18 protein-coding genes and 1 pseudogene are annotated in these 17,297 nt (G+C 61.1%); 11 read left to right on the forward strand and 8 right to left on the reverse strand.

Translation table 11 applies throughout. From position 1 onward, the window contains the following. Nucleotides 1-49: 49 nt before the first annotated feature. The 3 genes and pseudogenes from MUN79_RS31975 to MUN79_RS21710 all read right to left on the reverse strand — a co-directional run bounded on the left by MUN79_RS31975 (nt 50) and on the right by MUN79_RS21710 (nt 3,109). Entirely contained in the window at nt 50-526 is a 477-nt protein-coding gene (locus MUN79_RS31975; protein WP_375378269.1) for a helix-turn-helix domain-containing protein, read from the reverse strand. Next, nucleotides 512-2,280: pseudogene (gene recQ, locus MUN79_RS21705) on the reverse strand (DNA helicase RecQ); the annotation flags it as partial. The pseudogene recQ and the gene MUN79_RS31975, both read right to left, overlap by 15 nt. A 208-nt stretch (nt 2,281-2,488) precedes the next feature. Beyond that, on the reverse strand, nt 2,489-3,109 hold the full coding sequence (locus tag MUN79_RS21710; protein ID WP_244674649.1) for a hypothetical protein: 621 nt from the start codon (nt 3,107-3,109) through the stop codon (nt 2,489-2,491). Nucleotides 3,110-3,477: 368 nt separating this feature from the next. Between MUN79_RS21710 and MUN79_RS21715 the strand changes: the two genes are divergently transcribed. From MUN79_RS21715 to MUN79_RS21725, 3 genes are read left to right on the forward strand one after another with little or no spacing between them, the layout of a single operon-like run. Continuing rightward, the gene (locus tag MUN79_RS21715) at nt 3,478-4,203 is read left to right on the forward strand and encodes a hypothetical protein (RefSeq protein ID WP_244674650.1); all 726 of its coding nucleotides are present in this window, start codon (nt 3,478-3,480) and stop codon (nt 4,201-4,203) included. 11 nt (nt 4,204-4,214) lie between these two features. Continuing rightward, complete coding sequence (locus MUN79_RS21720; protein ID WP_244674651.1) at nt 4,215-4,586, forward strand: hypothetical protein; 372 nt, start codon at nt 4,215-4,217, stop codon at nt 4,584-4,586. After that, nucleotides 4,583-5,185: a T9SS type A sorting domain-containing protein gene (locus MUN79_RS21725; protein ID WP_244674652.1), complete on the forward strand. Its 603-nt coding sequence runs from the start codon at nt 4,583-4,585 to the stop codon at nt 5,183-5,185. Before MUN79_RS21720 ends, MUN79_RS21725 begins: the two co-directional genes overlap by 4 nt. A gap of 111 nt (nt 5,186-5,296) precedes the next feature. Here the strand turns inward: MUN79_RS21725 and MUN79_RS21730 are convergent, their stop codons facing one another. Next, the gene (locus MUN79_RS21730; RefSeq protein ID WP_244674653.1) at nt 5,297-7,183 is read right to left on the reverse strand and encodes an alpha-amylase family glycosyl hydrolase; all 1,887 of its coding nucleotides are present in this window, start codon (nt 7,181-7,183) and stop codon (nt 5,297-5,299) included. A 173-nt stretch (nt 7,184-7,356) separates the two neighbouring features. Then, on the reverse strand, nt 7,357-8,175 hold the full coding sequence (locus MUN79_RS21735; protein ID WP_311136792.1) for an NAD(P)-dependent oxidoreductase: 819 nt from the start codon (nt 8,173-8,175) through the stop codon (nt 7,357-7,359). 216 nt (nt 8,176-8,391) lie between these two features. On the opposite strand from MUN79_RS21735, the gene MUN79_RS21740 reads away from it, so the two are divergent. Continuing rightward, the gene (locus MUN79_RS21740; RefSeq protein ID WP_244674655.1) at nt 8,392-8,964 is read left to right on the forward strand and encodes a cysteine hydrolase family protein; all 573 of its coding nucleotides are present in this window, start codon (nt 8,392-8,394) and stop codon (nt 8,962-8,964) included. A gap of 42 nt (nt 8,965-9,006) precedes the next feature. On the opposite strand, the gene MUN79_RS21745 is transcribed toward MUN79_RS21740, so the two are convergent. From MUN79_RS21745 to MUN79_RS21755, 3 genes are all read right to left on the reverse strand, one after another. Next, nucleotides 9,007-10,194 carry a THUMP domain-containing class I SAM-dependent RNA methyltransferase gene (locus tag MUN79_RS21745; RefSeq protein WP_244674656.1) on the reverse strand — a complete coding sequence of 396 codons (1,188 nt, stop codon included), beginning with the start codon at nt 10,192-10,194 and terminating at the stop codon, nt 9,007-9,009. A gap of 338 nt (nt 10,195-10,532) precedes the next feature. After that, entirely contained in the window at nt 10,533-10,886 is a 354-nt protein-coding gene (locus MUN79_RS21750) for a carboxypeptidase regulatory-like domain-containing protein (RefSeq protein WP_244674657.1), read from the reverse strand. A gap of 120 nt (nt 10,887-11,006) precedes the next feature. Beyond that, nucleotides 11,007-11,990 (reverse strand): Na/Pi cotransporter family protein, encoded by a 984-nt coding sequence (locus tag MUN79_RS21755; protein ID WP_244674658.1) that lies wholly within the window; start codon nt 11,988-11,990, stop codon nt 11,007-11,009. 451 nt (nt 11,991-12,441) lie between these two features. Here MUN79_RS21755 and MUN79_RS21760 point away from each other — a divergent pair, with 451 nt between their 5' ends. The 7 genes from MUN79_RS21760 to MUN79_RS21780 all read left to right on the forward strand — a co-directional run bounded on the left by MUN79_RS21760 (nt 12,442) and on the right by MUN79_RS21780 (nt 17,228). Further along, nucleotides 12,442-13,821, forward strand: coding sequence for a sugar MFS transporter (locus tag MUN79_RS21760; protein ID WP_244674659.1), 1,380 nt, complete (start codon nt 12,442-12,444; stop codon nt 13,819-13,821). 291 nt (nt 13,822-14,112) lie between these two features. Next, nucleotides 14,113-14,694 carry a hypothetical protein gene (locus MUN79_RS21765; RefSeq protein ID WP_244674660.1) on the forward strand — a complete coding sequence of 194 codons (582 nt, stop codon included), beginning with the start codon at nt 14,113-14,115 and terminating at the stop codon, nt 14,692-14,694. 366 nt (nt 14,695-15,060) lie between these two features. Continuing rightward, on the forward strand, nt 15,061-15,888 hold the full coding sequence (gene murB / locus MUN79_RS21770; protein ID WP_311136550.1) for a UDP-N-acetylmuramate dehydrogenase: 828 nt from the start codon (nt 15,061-15,063) through the stop codon (nt 15,886-15,888). Continuing rightward, a complete protein-coding gene (locus tag MUN79_RS31325) occupies nt 15,885-16,094 on the forward strand; it encodes a hypothetical protein (RefSeq protein WP_311136551.1) in 210 nt (69 codons plus the stop codon). Before murB ends, MUN79_RS31325 begins: the two co-directional genes overlap by 4 nt. Before the next feature lie 149 nt (nt 16,095-16,243). Next, nucleotides 16,244-16,372 (forward strand): hypothetical protein, encoded by a 129-nt coding sequence (locus MUN79_RS30280; RefSeq protein ID WP_262922917.1) that lies wholly within the window; start codon nt 16,244-16,246, stop codon nt 16,370-16,372. Next, on the forward strand, nt 16,369-16,923 hold the full coding sequence (locus MUN79_RS21775; RefSeq protein WP_244674661.1) for a hypothetical protein: 555 nt from the start codon (nt 16,369-16,371) through the stop codon (nt 16,921-16,923). Before MUN79_RS30280 ends, MUN79_RS21775 begins: the two co-directional genes overlap by 4 nt. After that, nucleotides 16,923-17,228 (forward strand): fibronectin type III domain-containing protein, encoded by a 306-nt coding sequence (locus MUN79_RS21780; protein WP_244674662.1) that lies wholly within the window; start codon nt 16,923-16,925, stop codon nt 17,226-17,228. The genes MUN79_RS21775 and MUN79_RS21780 overlap by 1 nt, the downstream gene beginning before the upstream one ends. Nucleotides 17,229-17,297 lie beyond the last annotated feature (69 nt).

Below are 17,297 nucleotides of genomic sequence, written 5' to 3' on the forward strand. Positions count from 1 at the left end.
TGTTGTGTATTAGCACATTCGCACATTCCATCACCTTAGCATATTAGCTCTACTTGCTGCGCAGGCGCTTCTGGTACATCACGGCCAAGCGGAGCTTGAAGTAGTCGTACTGCTCGCGCAGGTGGTCAAACAAGTCCCGCAGGGGTGGGTCGCCGCCGAGCTGGCCGATGGCGGTCTGAATTTTGGCGAATTCGTCCATGGTCAAAAACTCCTCCAGCCGAATGGGTTGCCCCTTGGCGTAGAGCGTCTCAATGTGGGCCCGAATGGTGCTAGGGCTCAGCGAGCGGCGCTCGGCAATGGCTTCCACGCTCAGACCCGCACGGTGCAGTTGCAAGGTGTTTTCGTGAGTGTCGCCGGCCTCGCGGGCGCGGCGCGGCTTGCGGGCCGCGCTGGGCAGGTCCTCGTCTTCGTCGTCATCGGTGGTATCCGAAGGGTTGGGCACTCCGCCGTGCTCTAGAATGGCTTTGATAAAGACCTCGCCGTAGTTCTCGAACTTCTTCATGCCCACGCCGCCAATAGCTAGCATGGCCGTGCGTGACACGGGCCGCTCGGCCGCCATTTCCTGCAGCGTCGTATCGGTGAAGATGACGTATGGGGGTACGTTCTGCTCGTCGGCAATACGCTTGCGCAGCTGCCGCAGCCGGTCGAAGAGCTGGGTCGTGGCATCGGTAGGCGCCGTGGCGGTGCCGGCGGCTTTCTTGCCCCGGGGCTGCTTCTCGGCTTTTTCGGCGGGCTGGAATTTCTTCATCGGCAACTGGCGCTGGCCCTGCAGCACCTGCTTACCCAGGTCAGTGATTTTCAGCGCGTAGCCTTCCTCGTACGCAATGTAGAGCAGGCCGTCGTTGAGCATCTGGTGGATGTAGCTGTACCAGTCCAAATACGGCAAGTCGCGGCCCGCGCCGTAGGTTTTGATTTGCTCGTAGCCGCCCTGCAGAATGGCCTGGTTGCGCATCCCGCGCAGCACGTCGATGAGCAGACCGATGGGGGCCCGCTCGCGCATGCGCACCACGGCCGACAACGCCTTCTGAGCCAACTCGGTGCCGTCGAAGGTGGTGGGTGGGTTGCGGCAGATGTCGCAGTTGCCGCAGTCGGTGGGCAGGGTTTCGCCGAAGTAGTTGAGCAGGATTTTGCGGCGGCAGCTGGCGGCTTCGGCAAACTGCTGCATGCGCTCCAGCTTGGTGAGGCTGAGCTGGGCCAGGCGCGGGTCGGCGTCCTTGGTGAGCATGTCGCGCAGGCTCATCACGTCGGCGTAGCTGTAGAAGAGCACCGCAGTGGCCGGAGCCCCGTCGCGCCCGGCGCGGCCGATTTCCTGGTAATAGCCCTCGATGTTCTTGGGCAGGTTGTAGTGAATCACCCAGCGCACGTTGCTCTTGTCGATGCCCATGCCAAAAGCAATGGTAGCCACGATGACCTGCAGATCGTCGCGCAGAAAGGCTTCCTGCACGGCTCCGCGCTGGTTGGGGGTCATGCCGGCGTGGTAGTGACCGGCGCGGACGCCTTTTTCCTTGAGCTTCTGGGCCAACGTCTCGCACTGCTTGCGCGAGAGGCAGTACACGATGCCCGCCTCCGAGGGCCGGGCCGTGACGAAGTCCACAATGCTGCCCACGCGGTTTTGGCCGGGGCGCACGATAAGGTTGAGGTTGGGCCTATCGAAGCTCGACAAAAACACCTGGGGCTCGTGCATGCGCAGCTGCTGCTGGATGTCGCGCTGGGTGAGGCGGTCGGCCGTGGCGGTCAGGGCAATGATGGGCACCTGCGGAAACTGCTCGCGCAGGACCCGCAGCTGGGTGTACTCGGGCCGGAAGTCGTGGCCCCAGGACGAGATGCAGTGGGCCTCGTCGATGGCGAACATGCTGATGCGCAGGCGTTGCAGAAACTGCACGAAGCCGGGCGAGACCAGCTTTTCGGGGCTTACGTAAAGCAGCTTGAGGTAGCCGTTGAGGCAGTCACTGGCAATGCTGCTTTGCTCGCTCTGGCCCACGCTGCTGTTGATGTACTCGGCCGGAATACCGTTGGCCTTGAGGGCTTCCACCTGGTCCTTCATCAGGGCAATCAGGGGGAGACGACCACGCAGACGCCTTCCTGTACCACGGCCGGCACCTGGAAGCACACCGATTTGCCCCCACCCGTGGGCATGAGCACCACGGTGTCCTTGCCGCTCATGATATGGGAAATAATGCTTTCCTGCATGGGCCGGAAAGTATCGTAACCGTAGTACTGCTTCAGGACGCGCCGAGCAGAAGCCAGCGTGGGCGCGAGGGGTTCGGGGGCAAATAACATGCGGTAAAAATACGGCTAAACCAGGACTTGACAGACGTAAATAAACCGTGGCCGCGGGGAAATAGTGCACGGATTTCGCAGATTCCGGCGCCGCACCGCGCCGGTGCTCACCGTACAGCTTAAGAATGATTTATTTCCGCAGTATCGGGTTGCTCCAAACGATATTTCCCTTGCCTTGCACCCACTTCCCCAGGATAACAAGCCGGTTTTAAGGGCCTTTCACGACCTCCACACCACTTTCTCGCAGGGTCAGCTCTAGGAGGTAGAGCCGATGGCCGTCGGGGGTGGTTCCGGCCCGCTTCAGGATGGCCGTAGCCTGCCAGCGCAGCACCTGACCACCCCGGGGTAGCACGGCGGTAGCTACTCCGCCTTTAGAGTCGGGCTTGGTCTGACGGCGGGTAAAGCCCTGGGCATTGAAGTCGCCGACCCACTGCTTGGTGCCGTGAGAGTAGTAATCGTTGTAGACCTCGTAGGAAGCAAGCGGACCGCTGCCGCGGATGGCAAACTGGTAGTACAGCGGCGAGAGGCCGGGGAAAGCCAGTCCTACCCCGAAGGCATCGGGCCGGCGGGGCCCCAGGGCGCTGGAGCCAAAGGACTCGGAGCGCAGGCGCGCAAACTGCCCCCGCTCGTTGAGCTTAAACTCGTGCTGCCCGCTGCTACGGTCCCACAGCAGAATCGGCTGCGCGGGCAGAGGCTGGCCATCGGCGCCGAGCACGGTGAGCCGGAGCTCGTAGGTTACGGAGCGCTGCCCCAGGGAAAATATGAGCACCACGCCGCCCACAACGGCTACGGCAATGCCGCCCAGGATGTATACTATTTTCAGGATCATCGGGTAGCGCGGTGGTTTCAGTTCAAGGGCCCAAAGTAGGCACATCTTTCATTTTGCCGACCCTGCTCACGGCGCCTCCTCACGCAGAAGAGTCTCATCCCGCATTTCAGAAGGGGAAGAAAGCAAGGAGCTCAAGAGCTACTGCCACTCTTTTTGCCAGCTAGGTCCAGCAGAGGAAAGTCCAGTTCATATTTCATAAGTACAATACGCCAGTCAGATAAATACAAGTTTTCCCTTCATTACCGGCCGTTTCGCGTAGTGTAACTCCGCCTTAGCAACCTCGTATCTGCCGAAGCTTCATGCCCCAGCTTCCGGCAGGCACTGCGGCTGCCGGGCGGGTTCTTCTTGTTTCACTTTTCTGCTCATCTATGAAAACATCTTTCCGATCCGCTTTTTTAAACCAACGGTGGCTACTGAGCCTGGGCCTGCTGCTGGCCGGCACGCCGGGCTACGCGCAGGGCTCCTGGCAGTCGGTTGCCAGTGTGGGCGGCAGCGCTACCGACGTGAAGGCTACCACCACCGATGAAGCCGGCAACGTGTATCTGGTAGGAACCTTTGCGGGCAGTATGACGCTCGGCAGCCAAACCCTGACCAGCGCCGGCGGCACGGATATTTTTGTAGCCAAACGGAATTCGGGCGGTTTTCTGTGGGCCCAGCGCGCGGGTGGCGCCGGCAACGACACGGCCAAGGCCGTAACCGTGCACAATGGCGGCGTGTACGTCGGCGGCATGTTTAGCGGGGCCACCGCCGTGTTTGGCAGCACTACCCTTACCAATGCTGGCCCGGCCTCCACCACCGACGTATTTGTGGCCCGCTATGCCGATGCAGGTTCTACGGCCAGCCTGAGTTGGGCCCAGCAGGCCGGAGGTTCAGCCAACGACGAGCTCAGCGCCGTGGCGGCCACGGCCTCTGGCGTATTTGCCACCGGCGCCTATACCGGCTCAGCCCGTTTCGGCAACGCGCTGCTGACCAGCACCGTGAGTACCACCCCCGATATTTTCATTACCAAGCTTACCCCGGCAGCACCGGCGGCTTTGTCTGGACCCAAAGCGCGGGCGGCCCGGGCACGGATGCCGCTGCGGCCCTGGGCGTAGAAGGCTCCAACGTGTACGTGGCCGGCAGCTTCAGCAGCACCGGCAGCTTCGGCAGTAATCTGGTGTTCAGCGCCGGCAACCAGGATTTGTTTGTAACCCGCCTGACCGATGCGGGTGCGACCAGCAGCTTTGCCTGGGTGCAGCGGGCCGGCGGCGCCAACGACGAGCTGGCCACGAGTCTGGTCGTGAGGGGCAGCGCGGTGTACGTGGCCGGCAGCTTCGCCAGCATTGCGGCCAACTTCAGCGGGCTGATTCTGGCCAACAACGGCAACGCGGATTTATTCGTGGCCAAGCTTACGGATGCGGGTACGACGGCTCCGGCCTTCAACTGGGCCCAGCGGGCCGGGGCACCGGCTTCGACCAGGCTACGGCTCTGGCCGTGAATGGCAGCAGCGTGTACGTGGCCGGGCAGTTCAACAGCCCCCTGATTGGCTTCGGCTCGGTCAATGTCTTCTCCAACAACCAGAGCGGCTTTTTCGACATCGTAGTAGCCAAGCTCAACGACGTGGGCACCACGACCCCGGTCTTCAGCTGGGCCCAGCAGGCCGGCGGCACAGGGCACGATTATGCTACCGGTCTGGCCGTGCGGGGCTCACTGCTGCACGTAGTAGGCAGCGCTACCATCCCGGCCCGCTTCGGCACCCAGACGCTGTCGGGCTCCGCGGCTACTGCCACTGCCTACCTGGCAACCCTCTCCGACAACGTGACGACGGCCACAAACAGCCCTGCCCTGCTGGCTGGCCTGGGCCTGTACCCCAACCCGGCTCACCACCGCGTGACGCTCCAGCTGCCAGTCGGCACCCAGGCCGCCGCTACCGCTACCTTGCTCGACGGAACGGGCCGGAAAGTGCGCACGGCGTTTGTTGTGCCGGGAGCCACGGGGGCCTTGGAATTCTCCTTGACTGGACTGGCGGCCGGCTTGTATTACGTGCAGCTGCAGCTGGGTGACCAGCGCGCTGCCCGCGCCCTGATGGTAGAATAGCGCGGCTCCGGCCAAAACAAAAGCCCTTTGCCACAACCTGCGGCAAAGGGCTTTTTTGTGAATGGCTAGCTAGGTTGCCCCGTTAACAGCGGCGCCTGGCACCTTCGTTATCTACTTGCCAAGCTCCAGCACCAGGGCCGTTTTGGCGGGCAGCTGCAGGGTCGTCAGGCTGCTGAGTGTTTCGCCGGTGAGCACGTTGCGGGCGTTGGTGAAGCCGCTCATGCGCTCCGCAAAACGAGCCGTGTGCAGCGCGGCAGACTTATCGGTAGAGTTGGTGGCCACCATCACGGTACCGGTAGCGTCGTAGCGGAAGTACACGTAGAGGCCGTTTTCGGGCAGGTACTGCATCAGCTTGCCGCTGTGCAGCGCCGGGTGGGTTTTGCGGTAGGTAGCCAGGGTTTTCACAAAGTTGAATGCCTCGTTCTCCTTGGCCGAGCGGCCGGCGGCGGTAAACTTGTCCTCTTTGTCGCCAGACCAGCCGCCGGGAAAGTCCTTGCGCACTTCGGCATCGGTGGGGTCCTTGAAGTTCTTCATCAGGATTTCGGTGCCGTAGTACATGCTCGGAATGCCGCGGGTAGTCAGCAGCCAGGTCAGCCCGATTTTGTACCGGTCGTAGTCCTCCCCCACTTCCGACAGAAACCGGTTGTGGTCGTGGTTGTCGATAAAGGTCACGAGCTTGGTCGGGTCCTGATAGACGGCATCCTGGGCCAGGGCTTGGTACACGCGCTGGGCCCCGTTGTCCCAGCCGGTGGCGGCGGGCGTGCCCACTTCCTTGAGGCCAGCCAGCATAGCGTTTTCTAGCACGAAATCCAGGCCGCCGGGCTGGTTGGACTTGAACGGGAAATCAATCTTGTTGCGCACGTAGTAAGCCTGGTCCACGGTGCTGGTCACCGACGACTCCCCGAAAATGTGAATCTTGGGGTACTCGGCCAGCAGCGCCGCGTTGCAGCGGTTCATAAACGGCTGGTCGTTATACATATAAGTATCGATGCGCCAGGCATCTACCCCGAAGGTTTCCACCGACCAGATGGCGTGCTGAATCAGGAAATTGGCCACGTAGGGATTCTGTTGGTCGAGGTCGGGCAGGAAGGGCACAAACCAGCCGTTGAGGGTCACGGCGCGGTCAATCTGGGCGGCGTGGGGGTCGGTGATGGGCTGCTGCCGGTAGCTGGTATTGGTGTAGGTGGGCCACTGGTGCACCCAGCTTTTCATGGGCAAGTCCTTGATAAACCAATGGTTGTTGCCCACGTGGTTGTACACCGCGTCCTGCACCACTTTGAGGCCGGCGGCGTGGGCCTGCTGCACGTAGGCTTTGTAGGCCGCATTGCCGCCCAGGCGCCGGTCCACAGTGTAGTGGTCGGTGAAGCCGTAGCCGTGGTAGGCCGAGCGCATGGTGCCGCCCTCGTTGGTCAGGCCCTGGTTGTTTTCCAGCACGGGTGTAAACCAGACGGCCGTCACGCCCAGGTCCTTGAGGTAGCCGATGCGCTGGGCCGCACCCTGTAAGTCGCCGCCGTGGCGGAAAAACGGGTTGGCCCGGTCCGAGTTGGGGTCGGCCATGTCGGCAAACTTGTCGTTGCTGGCGTCCCCGTTGGCAAACCGGTCGGGCATGGCCAGGTAAATCAGGTCGGCCTGGGTTACGCCCTGCCCCTTGGGGCGGTTGTCGCGGGCCAGCAGCTCCCACTTCTGAGTTACGGTCTGGGTGCCCTTTTTGCCCACGATGCTCACCGTGCCGGGCTTGGCGGTGGCGGCAATGGTGAGGTCCAGAAAGGCGTAGTTCGGGTTTTCCACGGCACTGGTTTTCACCAGCTTCACCCCCGGGTAGCTAATGGTGTAGCTCAGCGTGCCGGCCTGGGGCCCGTAGACCAGCAGCTGCAGATTGCCGTTTTTCATGCCCGTCCACCAGTTGGTGGGGTTCAGGCGGGTAATGGCCGGCGTTTGGGCCGGGGCCAGTAGCGGCAGCAGCAAGGCCAGCAGCAAGTAGGAAAGCTGTTGTTTCATGGGCGGGAGAGAGTTGGGAGAGAACCGAAAGTTAGAAGAAGCGCCGCCAAAAGAAAGAACGCCCTGTCTGGCAGTCTGCTTTGGGGCGCAGAAAGCTCGGCAGGACGTTCAAAAAGGCAGCCCCGGGGCGGGCCACAGTACTTAGGCGCGCTTCAGGTGCTTGAGGATGGCTATTACATCCTCTTCCCCAGCGCAGGCTCGGCCTGCTGAAAGGTCTGAACGACGGTTTCGGCCAGGGGCGTGGCCAAGCCTTCGGCCTGAGCCAGACGCAAGTCTTTGGCCAGCAGCTTCAGGGCAAAGGCTGCCGCGTAGTTTTCGCCCTGCACGGCCTCGCCTTTGAGCTTGATAAAGACGCTGCCTAGGGCGCTGTTGTTAATCAGCTCCATCAGGTCGTTGGTTTGCAGCTGGTGCTGCTGGGCAAAGAGCAGGGCTTCGGCCAACCCCTGGGCCTGAAACCCCAGCAAGGTGTTCAGGGCCAGCTTGGCCACGTTGCCGTTGCCGGTGGGTCCCAGGTAGCGGGCCAGCTTGCCCAGGTGCTCAAACAAGGGCTGGGCCTGGGCAAAGCCACTTTCCTCGCCCCCCACCATAATTACCAGCTGGCCCGACTCGGCCTGCTTGACGCTGCCCGACACCGGGGCGTCGAGGTAGGTGTGGCCCTGGGCCTGGCACAGCACGGCCATTTCGCGGCTGACTCCCGGCGAGACAGTGCTCATGTTGATCAGCAGCTTGCCGGTGGCCTGGGCCTGCAACAAACCCTCGGGCCCGGTAAACAGCTCCCGCACGGCCTGGTCGTCCGACACCATCAGGAACACGACGTCCGCCTGGGTCAGCAAGGCCGCCGGAGAAGAGGCCACGGTGGCGCCAGCCTCGCGCAGGGCGACGGTTCTCTCCGGGCTTCGGTTGTAAACCGAAACCGGGTAGCCCGCACTTAGCAGGCGACTCGACATGGGCGTACCCATGTTGCCCAGCCCAATCCATCCAATAGGGGTAATGCACTCATTGTACTCGGGAAAATGATAAAAGGGAAGTTACGCTAAACTATACCCGCCCCGTCGAATAAGTTATAGCCTGGGGCCTGGCCCGCGCCGGGTTTGCCCGCCCCAGCCAGCAGCATATGAAGCCCCTTCGCAGCCCACCAAGGGAGTATATTGGGTGTAGCAGCCGGCTCCCGGACCGATAAATCCATTTGGGCCCGCCATATTTAGGCCATGCAGCACATCCCCGCCTTACTTCTTATCGACTTTCAGCAGGCTTTCGACAACCAGGCCTACTGGGGTGGCAACCGCAACAACCCCCAGGCCGAAGCCAATGCCGGGCGGCTCCTGGCTCAGTGGCGGCAGCTGGGCTGGCCAGTTATTCACATCCGCCACGACTCGGCCAGCCCGGCCTCTCCGTTGCGGCCCGGCCAGCCGGGCAATGCCTTTAAAACGGAGGTGCAGCCCGAGGCCGGGGAGCCCATCTTCGCCAAAACGGTGAACAGCGCCTTTATCGGCACTGGCCTGCAAGCGTATTTGGCGGAGCACAACATTCACGGCCTCTTTATTGCGGGCCTGACCACCGACCACTGCGTATCGACGACGACCCGCATGGCGGGCAACCTGGGCTTCGAAACCTACCTCGTGGCCGACGCCACGGCTACGTTCGACAAAACCGGCTTCGACGGACAGCACTACCCCGCCGCCCTGATCCACGCCACGGCCCTGGCCAGTTTGCACGGCGAATTCGCCACGGTACTGACCACCGACCAAGCCGTTGAGCAGGTGCGGGCCCGCCTGACGTAGTCTCGGAGAGGCTGCCGGCCGGAGCCGTACCCAGGGTCCCCTCTACTCGGGCCGGGCTGCCTTGCGCGTGCCTTGGTAGAGCTCGTACTTGAGCAGGCGGCAGTCAATCGGCCCGTTGAAGAGCGGAATGCGGCGGGAGGCTTTCAACCCCACGCGCTTGGCGGCTTCCAGGTTGCCGGTAAACAAAAAGGCGTCGTAGCCCTGGAAGCTGGTTTTGAGCGTGTCGCCGATGGTTTTGTAGAGCGCCTCCATCTGGGCTTCCTCCCCGATTCGCTCCCCGTAGGGCGGGTTCGACACCACCACGCCGGCCGGCTCGTTCTTCGGGGCCTGGGCGTCTTTCACGTCGCGCACGCCGAGGCGGATGTAGTCCTCCAAGTCGGCAGCGGCCACGTTTTCCCGGGCCAGCTCGATGTACTCGCGCGACAAGTCGGAGCCGGCAATGTAGGCCTGGGGCTCCTCAATACGGGCACTGCGGGCGTCCATCACCACCGAGTCCCAGAGCTGCTGGTCGAAGTCGGCCCAGTTTTGAAAGCTAAACTTGCCCTGATGGTAGAGTCCCGGGGCAATGCGCTGGGCAATGAGGGCAGCCTCGGTGAGCAGGGTGCCCGAGCCGCACATGGGGTCAATAAAGGGCTTTTTGCCGTCCCAGCCGGTGAGCAGGATGATGCCGGCAGCCAGGGCCTCGTTCAGGGGAGCCACGTTGGTTTGCTGGCGGTAGCCGCGGCGGTGCAGGGAGTCGCCGGAAGCGTCGAGGCTGAGTACCACGTCATTCTCAATCATGTGCAGGTGCAGCCGGATGTCGGGGTTCTTCACGTCCACGCTGGGCCTCGAGCCGGTGCGGTTGCGAAACTGGTCGACAATGGCATCCTTGGTGAGCTGGGCCACATACAGGGAGTGCTCGAAGGTCGACTTGTTGACCACGGCCGTAATGGCAAAGGTCTGGTCGGGGCGGATATAGGCCGGCCACTCGATGCGGCCCACTTCACGGTAGAGGGCTTTTTCGTCGCGGGCGTAGAAGCCGGCGAAGGGCTTGAGGATGCGCACGGCGGTGCGGCACCAGAGGTTGGCCTCGTAGAGCAGCTGCTTGGTGCCGGTGAACTCAATGGCCCGCTGCCCGACTTTCTCGATTTTGGCGCCCAGGTCCCGCAGCTCCTGGGCCAGCACTTCCTCCAGGCCAAACTGGGTGGTGGCAGTCATAAAGAAGGTGGCGTCGCGGCGGTTTTCGGACATGGGGCAGGGTAGCTAAGAGAAATGAAGAACCGCAAAGGTCGGAGTTTTTCCCTGCTCCTGCCCTACCCGTTGTCCTCTTGGCCGATAAGCAGGCCCAAAAAAGCGGACAGCCGGGGAAGCCTAGCCGCTGCTCCGGAGGCATCTCCATTCTACTTTCCAGCTCCCGGCACACAGAACCCTCGCTAGGTTATCATCCGGTGAAGAATCTGCCGGCGTATTGTCAGTGGCTTATAAAGGCGCAACCTTTGCCCTACGAAAGCGGCTGGAGCTGCGTCGTAGAGGGGACTGCCAGAAGGTAGGCCCCCTCGTCTATTCAGGCCCTTGGGCGCGGGCTGCCCCTAGGACTTTGGTCGCCGGGCCCGGACCGGCGGCTGGGTTGAGAAAAGCGTAACCCGCAGCGGCCGGCGGGTGGTGTCCGTGACCACGACATCCGTCAGCAGATGAGCCGGATAGTCGAACCGCAGGCTGTAGGTACCCGGCCCCGGCACGGGCAGCAGAAACGCACCCTCCCAGTTGGCGGTGGTACTCAGGGTGGTGCCCATCACCAGGATGCTCACACCGGCCAGGGGACGGTGCCCGCTATTGACGACCTGCCCGGTCAGGGGTGGATACGGCGTACTGGTCTGCGCCCAACCGGGCCGGGCCGCCAGGTTTAGTAGCAAGATCAGTAGGGCTCCAAGCAGAATACGCATAAGGACAAATGGCAGCGGAAAGAACTGCTGTGCAAAGATGCGCCCTGCGTGCTTATGAGGCTTGTTATCAAATAGCTACTACCACCAAGCTGCGCCGTCAACCTTCCAGCGTCTCGCGGCTTAGGCGGCCTGGGGCTGGGCGCTGGCTGCTTGCGGTACTTCATTATCAGGCAGCCAGGCGTCGAGCAGGCGTTGGCATAGGGGCAGCAAGGGGGCAAACAGCAGCACACCTCCCACATTAAACAGCACATGGGCGTGGGCCAGCTGCCGGGCCACATCGGCATGGCTGGCCAAGCGTAGCACCAGGGCCGTGAAGGGCGCAATCAGCAACAGACCCAGGGCAATGGACACAATGTTGAAGAACAGGTGAAACAGGCCGGTTTTCAGGGCGGGCCGGCCCCGTCCCATCGTGGCCAGCAGGGTATCGGAGCAGGTGCCCAGCTCGGCTCCAAGCATCACGGCAATGCCAGCCGGCAAGGTGAGCAACTCTTTGTCGGCCAGCTTGATAGCCATGCCCAGCGTAGCCGACGACGACTGAATCAGCAAGGTGAGCAGGGCCCCGGCCCCGGCGCCGCGCAGGGGCGTTTCGAGCTGTAGCAGCCAGGCCTGCACGCCGGGGTACTCTTTCAGCGGAGCCGCCGCTTCCCCCAGCAAGAACAAACTAAAGAAAAGCAGCCCGAAGCAGAACAGAGCCCGACCCGCCGTCCGTCCCCCGCGCTTTTTGCTCAGGGACAGCAGCAGCAGCCCCGGCAGCATGGCAACGGCTGCGTACTGGCCCAAATCGAAGGCGAACAGCTGACTGGAGATGGTCGTGCCGATGTTGGCGCCCAGCACCACGCCCAGGGAGTTGCGGAAGGGCAAGGCCCCGGCACTTACCAGGGCAATAGCCAGAATAATCACCACGGAAGATGAATCCAGCAGCGTGGTTACCACCGTGCCGGTAAGAATGGCCAGGGGCACCGAGCGGGTAAAACGGTGGAGAATGTCCTGCATGCGCGGCCCGGCTACCTGCCGCAAGGCCAGCGCCAGCCGGCCTACTGAGTACAGAAACAAGAGCAGCCCGCTGCTGGCAAACAGGCCGATTTCCAGGGGAGAGGAGTTCATGGGCAAAGGACGGCGCTATAGGTACCGGCCTTATTTCCAACGCGACTTGCCGCCCCGGCAGCTAACGCCGGGGGTTAACAAATCGTTACGCTAGGGAGCTTAGGCGGCTTACGCCTAGCAGCAACTGGTAAGTCAACGGGCGGCCTTCCCTGACCTCACATGTTGTGCGACAGGTACAGAAAGCTGCGAGGACCAGTTTTCCCTCGCATCTTTTGCAATCTATAACGAATGAGTAAACCCGACACTTGGGGCAACGATGGACGCTTGGCGGGCCGGGGAGCCCACTGCACCGTAGCGCGAACGGTGTAGTTCGCGTGCCAGAATGATTCTAACGGCGTGGGCTATGCCAACTACACCGTTCGCGCTACTAACGGCCCGGCCAGCTTTCTGCGGAGGCGCTTCGCGCGAATTCCTATCTTTAAGGCCCAACCATTCTCCCTATCCCGCCTGCATGGCTGCTCCCGTCTCTTCCTCCTCCGTTTCTGCCAGCACCACTACCCGCTCCTACGCCGGGCCCATGCTGCTGATGACGACCCTGTTCTTTCTGTTCGGGGCCGTTACCAACTTCAACGACGTGCTCATGCCCTACCTCAAGGATGTGTGCCAGCTCACCGACTTCCAGTCGACGGCGGTGCAGTTTGCCTTCTTTGGGGCCTACTTCCTGATGTCGTTGCCGGCGGGTATCGTGCTGGAAAAAATCGGCTTTAAGCGCGGCATCGTGCTGGGCTTGCTGATTATGGCCGCGGGGGCCCTGCTGTTTGTGCCGGCGGCCAACTCCCGCACGTTCGGCCTGTTTTTGCTGGCGCTAAGCTTATTGGGTGCCGGCGTCACGCTGCTGCAGGTGGCGGCCAACCCCTACGTATCGGTGCTGGGTCCGGCTCGCACGGCGGCTAGCCGGGTGAGCATCGTAGGCGTAGCCAACGGGCTGGGCGGCACCATTTCTCCACTTATCGGTGGCCTGATTTTGTTTGGCGGCTCGGCCGTGCTCAAGGCCCAGCTGGCAGCCCTGCCCCTGGAGCAGCGCCTAACCCAGGAAGCCACGCTGGTCAAGCCGTTGTACCTGGGTCTGGCCGTGTTTCTGGCCGTACTGGCCACCTTGTTTTTCCTAGTGCGCCTGCCCGAAATTGAAAGCATTCCGGCCGAGGAAGAAGCCGCCTTGGCCGCCGAAGCCGGCACCACCGGCCGCCGTTCCGCTCTCGACTATCGCCACCTGGTGCTGGGTATCGTGGCCATCTTCACCTACGTGGGCGTGGAAGTGGGCATCGGCTCCTTTCTGATTCGCTACGGAGAAAGTCAGGGCATCAATCAGCTCAGTGGCTTCACCCAGCAGCTGGTGCGGGGCCTAAGCGTGGCTACGGGCTGGGCTGCCGCCCTGTTTGGCCATTCCCCCGAGCCCATCGACACCAACACGGGCTTTACCAAGGCCGTGGGCGCGGTGCTGGTGTCGTCGTACTGGTTTGGCCTGATGATAGGGCGCATTATCGGCATTCCGCTGCTTTCCCGCTTCAACGCCCGTAAGCTGCTGGTAGGTGTGTGCGCGGCCGGCACCTTGTTCGTGGTAGCCTCCCTGCTGAGCAGCGGCGAAACGGCCCTGTGGCTGGTGGTGCTCTGCGGCCTGTGCAACTCCATTATCTGGCCCGTAGTGTTTCCGCTGGCCATTACCGGCCTGGGCCGCTTCACCAAGCAAGGCTCGTCCTACCTGATTATGGCCATCGTCGGCGGGCCATCATTCCGCCCCTCATGGGCTGGATTGCCACCAACGGCGGTGGGTTGCGGGTGGCCTTCGTGCTGCCGGCCCTCTGCTACGCGTATCTGCTGTTCTACAGCGTAAGGGGCTATCGGGTGCGGTAGATTGGCTTAATTTCGTCAAAAGCCTGCTGGCCTAACAGCTTGCCATTGAGTAAAAAAAGTGTTTCAGTCCTAGGCTGAAACACTTTTTTATTATTGCCCGGTTACCTCGCAAAAACGGAAAGCATAGTGAGCGGTGGTGCATCACTCTTTTAATGAAAACCACCGTTTAGACTAACATAATTTTCTGCCTGAAGAAGCCCAACTTCGTATCGAGGCTTTTGCGTTTATTTAAGCGGACCCTTTCTATAAAGTGGAAGCCTTTCGCTATTTGATGAAAACGCCCCTCCTATACAGGCTGCTCTTAAGCTTACTATTCACTGGGCTATCTACCCCGGCAATACAAGCCCAAGTACTAGTACCACAAGATCTGACTGTAACAGCAGAAATAACGGGAGAAGGAAAATCTTCTATGTCCTCGTTTCAGAAAAACTATGGGGACGAGGGGTATTTTGTTAAGCTGACCGTTCGCAACACATCCGGCACCCTGAGGGAGTTCTGGATCATGTCCTGCGGCTGGGATGAGAATTGGGTAACGAATAGGCAGGGAATAGGCTTATGGGGAAGTGACTGCAATAAGAATACTCCTGATCTAATACAACTCAACCCCTATCAGAAGCTCGTTTTTTACGGGTTCATCTCAAAGGACGCTGCCCTTATCCGTACTCAGGCAGAGCAGCTTGCTGCGTATGCAGCAGGGTCCTACAAGCGCCTTGTCAGTACCGTTCGATTCGGATTTAAGGAAGTCTCTCGTTTTCCTTCTGCTACGAAGGATTTCCAGGATCATGTAAGTAAGACCTGGTGGAGTAATTCTGTCGATTTAATGTTCGACAACAACTCGTACATAGTGGAGTAATAGTGCTGCACTGCAAGAGTAGTGGGGCTTCCTCGCTATTCGTAACTATGTAAGTCCACTATCAGACGCTCCTTTTCTTGAACTGCTGCCCATGCACATCTACTGGCATGGCAAAGTGGTCCTATAGCCCAGCTTGAGATCAGAAAACTGGTTCAGGAAATCAACGTTCAGGAAACTCAGACAGACTTGCGTTTCCTGAACTTATGGCTTCTCGGAAGGCTAGACTAAGAATAAGCTGGTCCAACCGTTAAGCTTTTTCGTTTCGCCCGCCGATTTTAGAGACGTCATTTCACTAACTCCCACAAGCTGCGCCAACTAGTAGCAAACGGCTAACTTTGCCGTTCCACGCATTTACTCCGCTTTGCTATGGCTTCGGCTCCCGTTCTCGAACACCACGTTTCCCTGCTGCCCTACAACACCTTCGGCATCGACGCCAAAGCCCGCCTGTTTGCCCGCTTCCGCTCGGTCGAGGAGCTGCGCGCCCTGCTGGCTCTGCCCGAGGTGCAGCAGGCCGAAAAGCTGGTGCTGGGTGGCGGCTCCAACCTGCTCTTCACCCAGAACTTCGATGGGGTGGTGCTCAAAAACGAAATAACCGGCCTCGAAATCATTGCCCAGGACGAAGCCCAGGACACGGCCCTGGTGCGGGCCGGCGCCGGCGAGTCGTGGCACGGACTGGTGCAGTACACCCTTAGCCAGAACCTGAGCGGCATCGAAAACCTGTCGTTGATTCCGGGCACGGTGGGTGCCGCTCCTTTGCAGAATATCGGGGCCTATGGGGCGGAGCTCAAGGACACCTTCGACCACCTCGAAGCCGTGGAAATCAGCACCGGGCAGCTGCGCACCTTCACCCACGAGCAGTGCGGCTTCGGCTACCGTGAAAGTGTGTTCAAGGGCCCGCTGCGCAACCAGTACATCGTGACGGGCGTGGTGCTGCAGCTGCGGCGCAAGCACCAGCTCAACGTCAGCTACGGGGCCATCAGCACCACGCTGGCCGACATGGGCATTGAAGCCGACCCGACCCCGCGCGACGTGAGCGAGGCCGTTATCCAGATCCGGCGCAGCAAGCTTCCCGACCCGGCCCAGATCGGCAACGCCGGCAGCTTTTTCAAGAACCCGGAAATCTCCCAGGCCAAGTACGACGAGCTTAAGGCCCAGTACCCCGAAATTCCCGGCTATGCCGTGCCCGGGGCGTGAAAGTGCCCGCCGCCTGGCTTATCGAGCAGTGCGGCTGGAAGGGCCGGCGCTTTGGGGCTCACGGCGTACACGACCGCCAGGCTCTGGTGCTCGTAAACCACGGCGGGGCCCAGGGCAGCGCCATCCGGGATTTGGCCCACGAAATCATTGCCTCGGTGCGCGCCACGTTCGGAGTGGAATTGCATCCGGAGGTCAATATTCTGTAAGCCTCTTCATCTTTCTTCGGTTTTTTCGGTCAATCCGATAGACAAAACGGGTTTTTTGTACGGAATCCGTAATGCAATTAGACTGGAAACAAGCATATTTGTGTTTTGCACACTGACCTGCTCTTTCCCACTTATTGCATTTTAAGTTGATGAAAAACGTTACCCTTCTGGCGCTGCTGCTCGGCGGCGCAATGAGTGCCTATGCTCAAGCTCCCGTGACGCTGCTGGCCGCCCGTGCGGCCGGTCCGGGTGCTACCGTCACGATTCGGGCACAGTGAGCAACGGTCCTGAACTGGGCGGCCTGCGCTACGTGCAGGACAAAGACGCCGGCCTGGCTGCTTACTCGCTCAACGCTCCCGGCTTCTCCTCCCTGGTGCTCGGCGACAGTGTAGAGCTGCGCGGTACCTTGAAAAATTATAATGGCCTGTTGGAAATGGACCCCATCAGCTCGGTGAAGGTGCTGGCCAAAAACCGGCGCCTGATTATGGCCGAAGTACCAGCCGCGGAACTGACCAAAGTGTTTGCCGAAGCCTACGAAGGGCGGCTGGTGAAAATCAAAGGGGTGAACAGCATCACAACCCTGGGCGGCTCCCCCCTGGCAGCCATGAACGGCAACAGCAACTACCTGATCAACGGGCAGAAAGGCGCCCCGATCCGGATCAACCAGGCCTCCAGCGGCGAAACCGGCCTCGTAGGCAAAGCCGTGCCCGCCAGCGACTTCGACTTGGTGGGCGTGGTCAGTCAGTTCGCTCCCAGCGGCACGGGCGGCTACCAGATTCTGCCCCGCCTCTATACCGACCTCGTGCTCGGGGCGGCCTGCCCAACGTGATGGGTGAGCCGGTTCCCACGGAAATGAGCCGTACGGGTTTCACCGTGAGCTTTACCACCCAGAACCCGGGAGACACCAAGGTGGAATACGGTAAAACCTCAGCCCTGGGCACGGTAGTAGCCAACGCCACCCAGACGACCAAGCACAACATTGCCCTAACTGATCTGCAGCCCGGCACGGTGTACTACGTCAAGGTATCGTCGACCAACGCGGTGGGCCGCTCTGAGTCGGCGGCCGTCCCGATGATTACGGACACCAAGAAGCGGGCTACCAGCCGCACGCGCACCGCCGAAGACGCGGAATAATCCGGCGGCCAAACCTGTCTTTTCCACCCCTGCCGGGGTCACAAACTCTGCGTTAGCCGTAACTTAACC

It is taken from the genome of Hymenobacter cellulosilyticus, from assembly GCF_022919215.1.
In the GTDB taxonomy this organism is placed as follows: Bacteria; Bacteroidota; Bacteroidia; order Cytophagales; family Hymenobacteraceae; genus Hymenobacter; species Hymenobacter cellulosilyticus.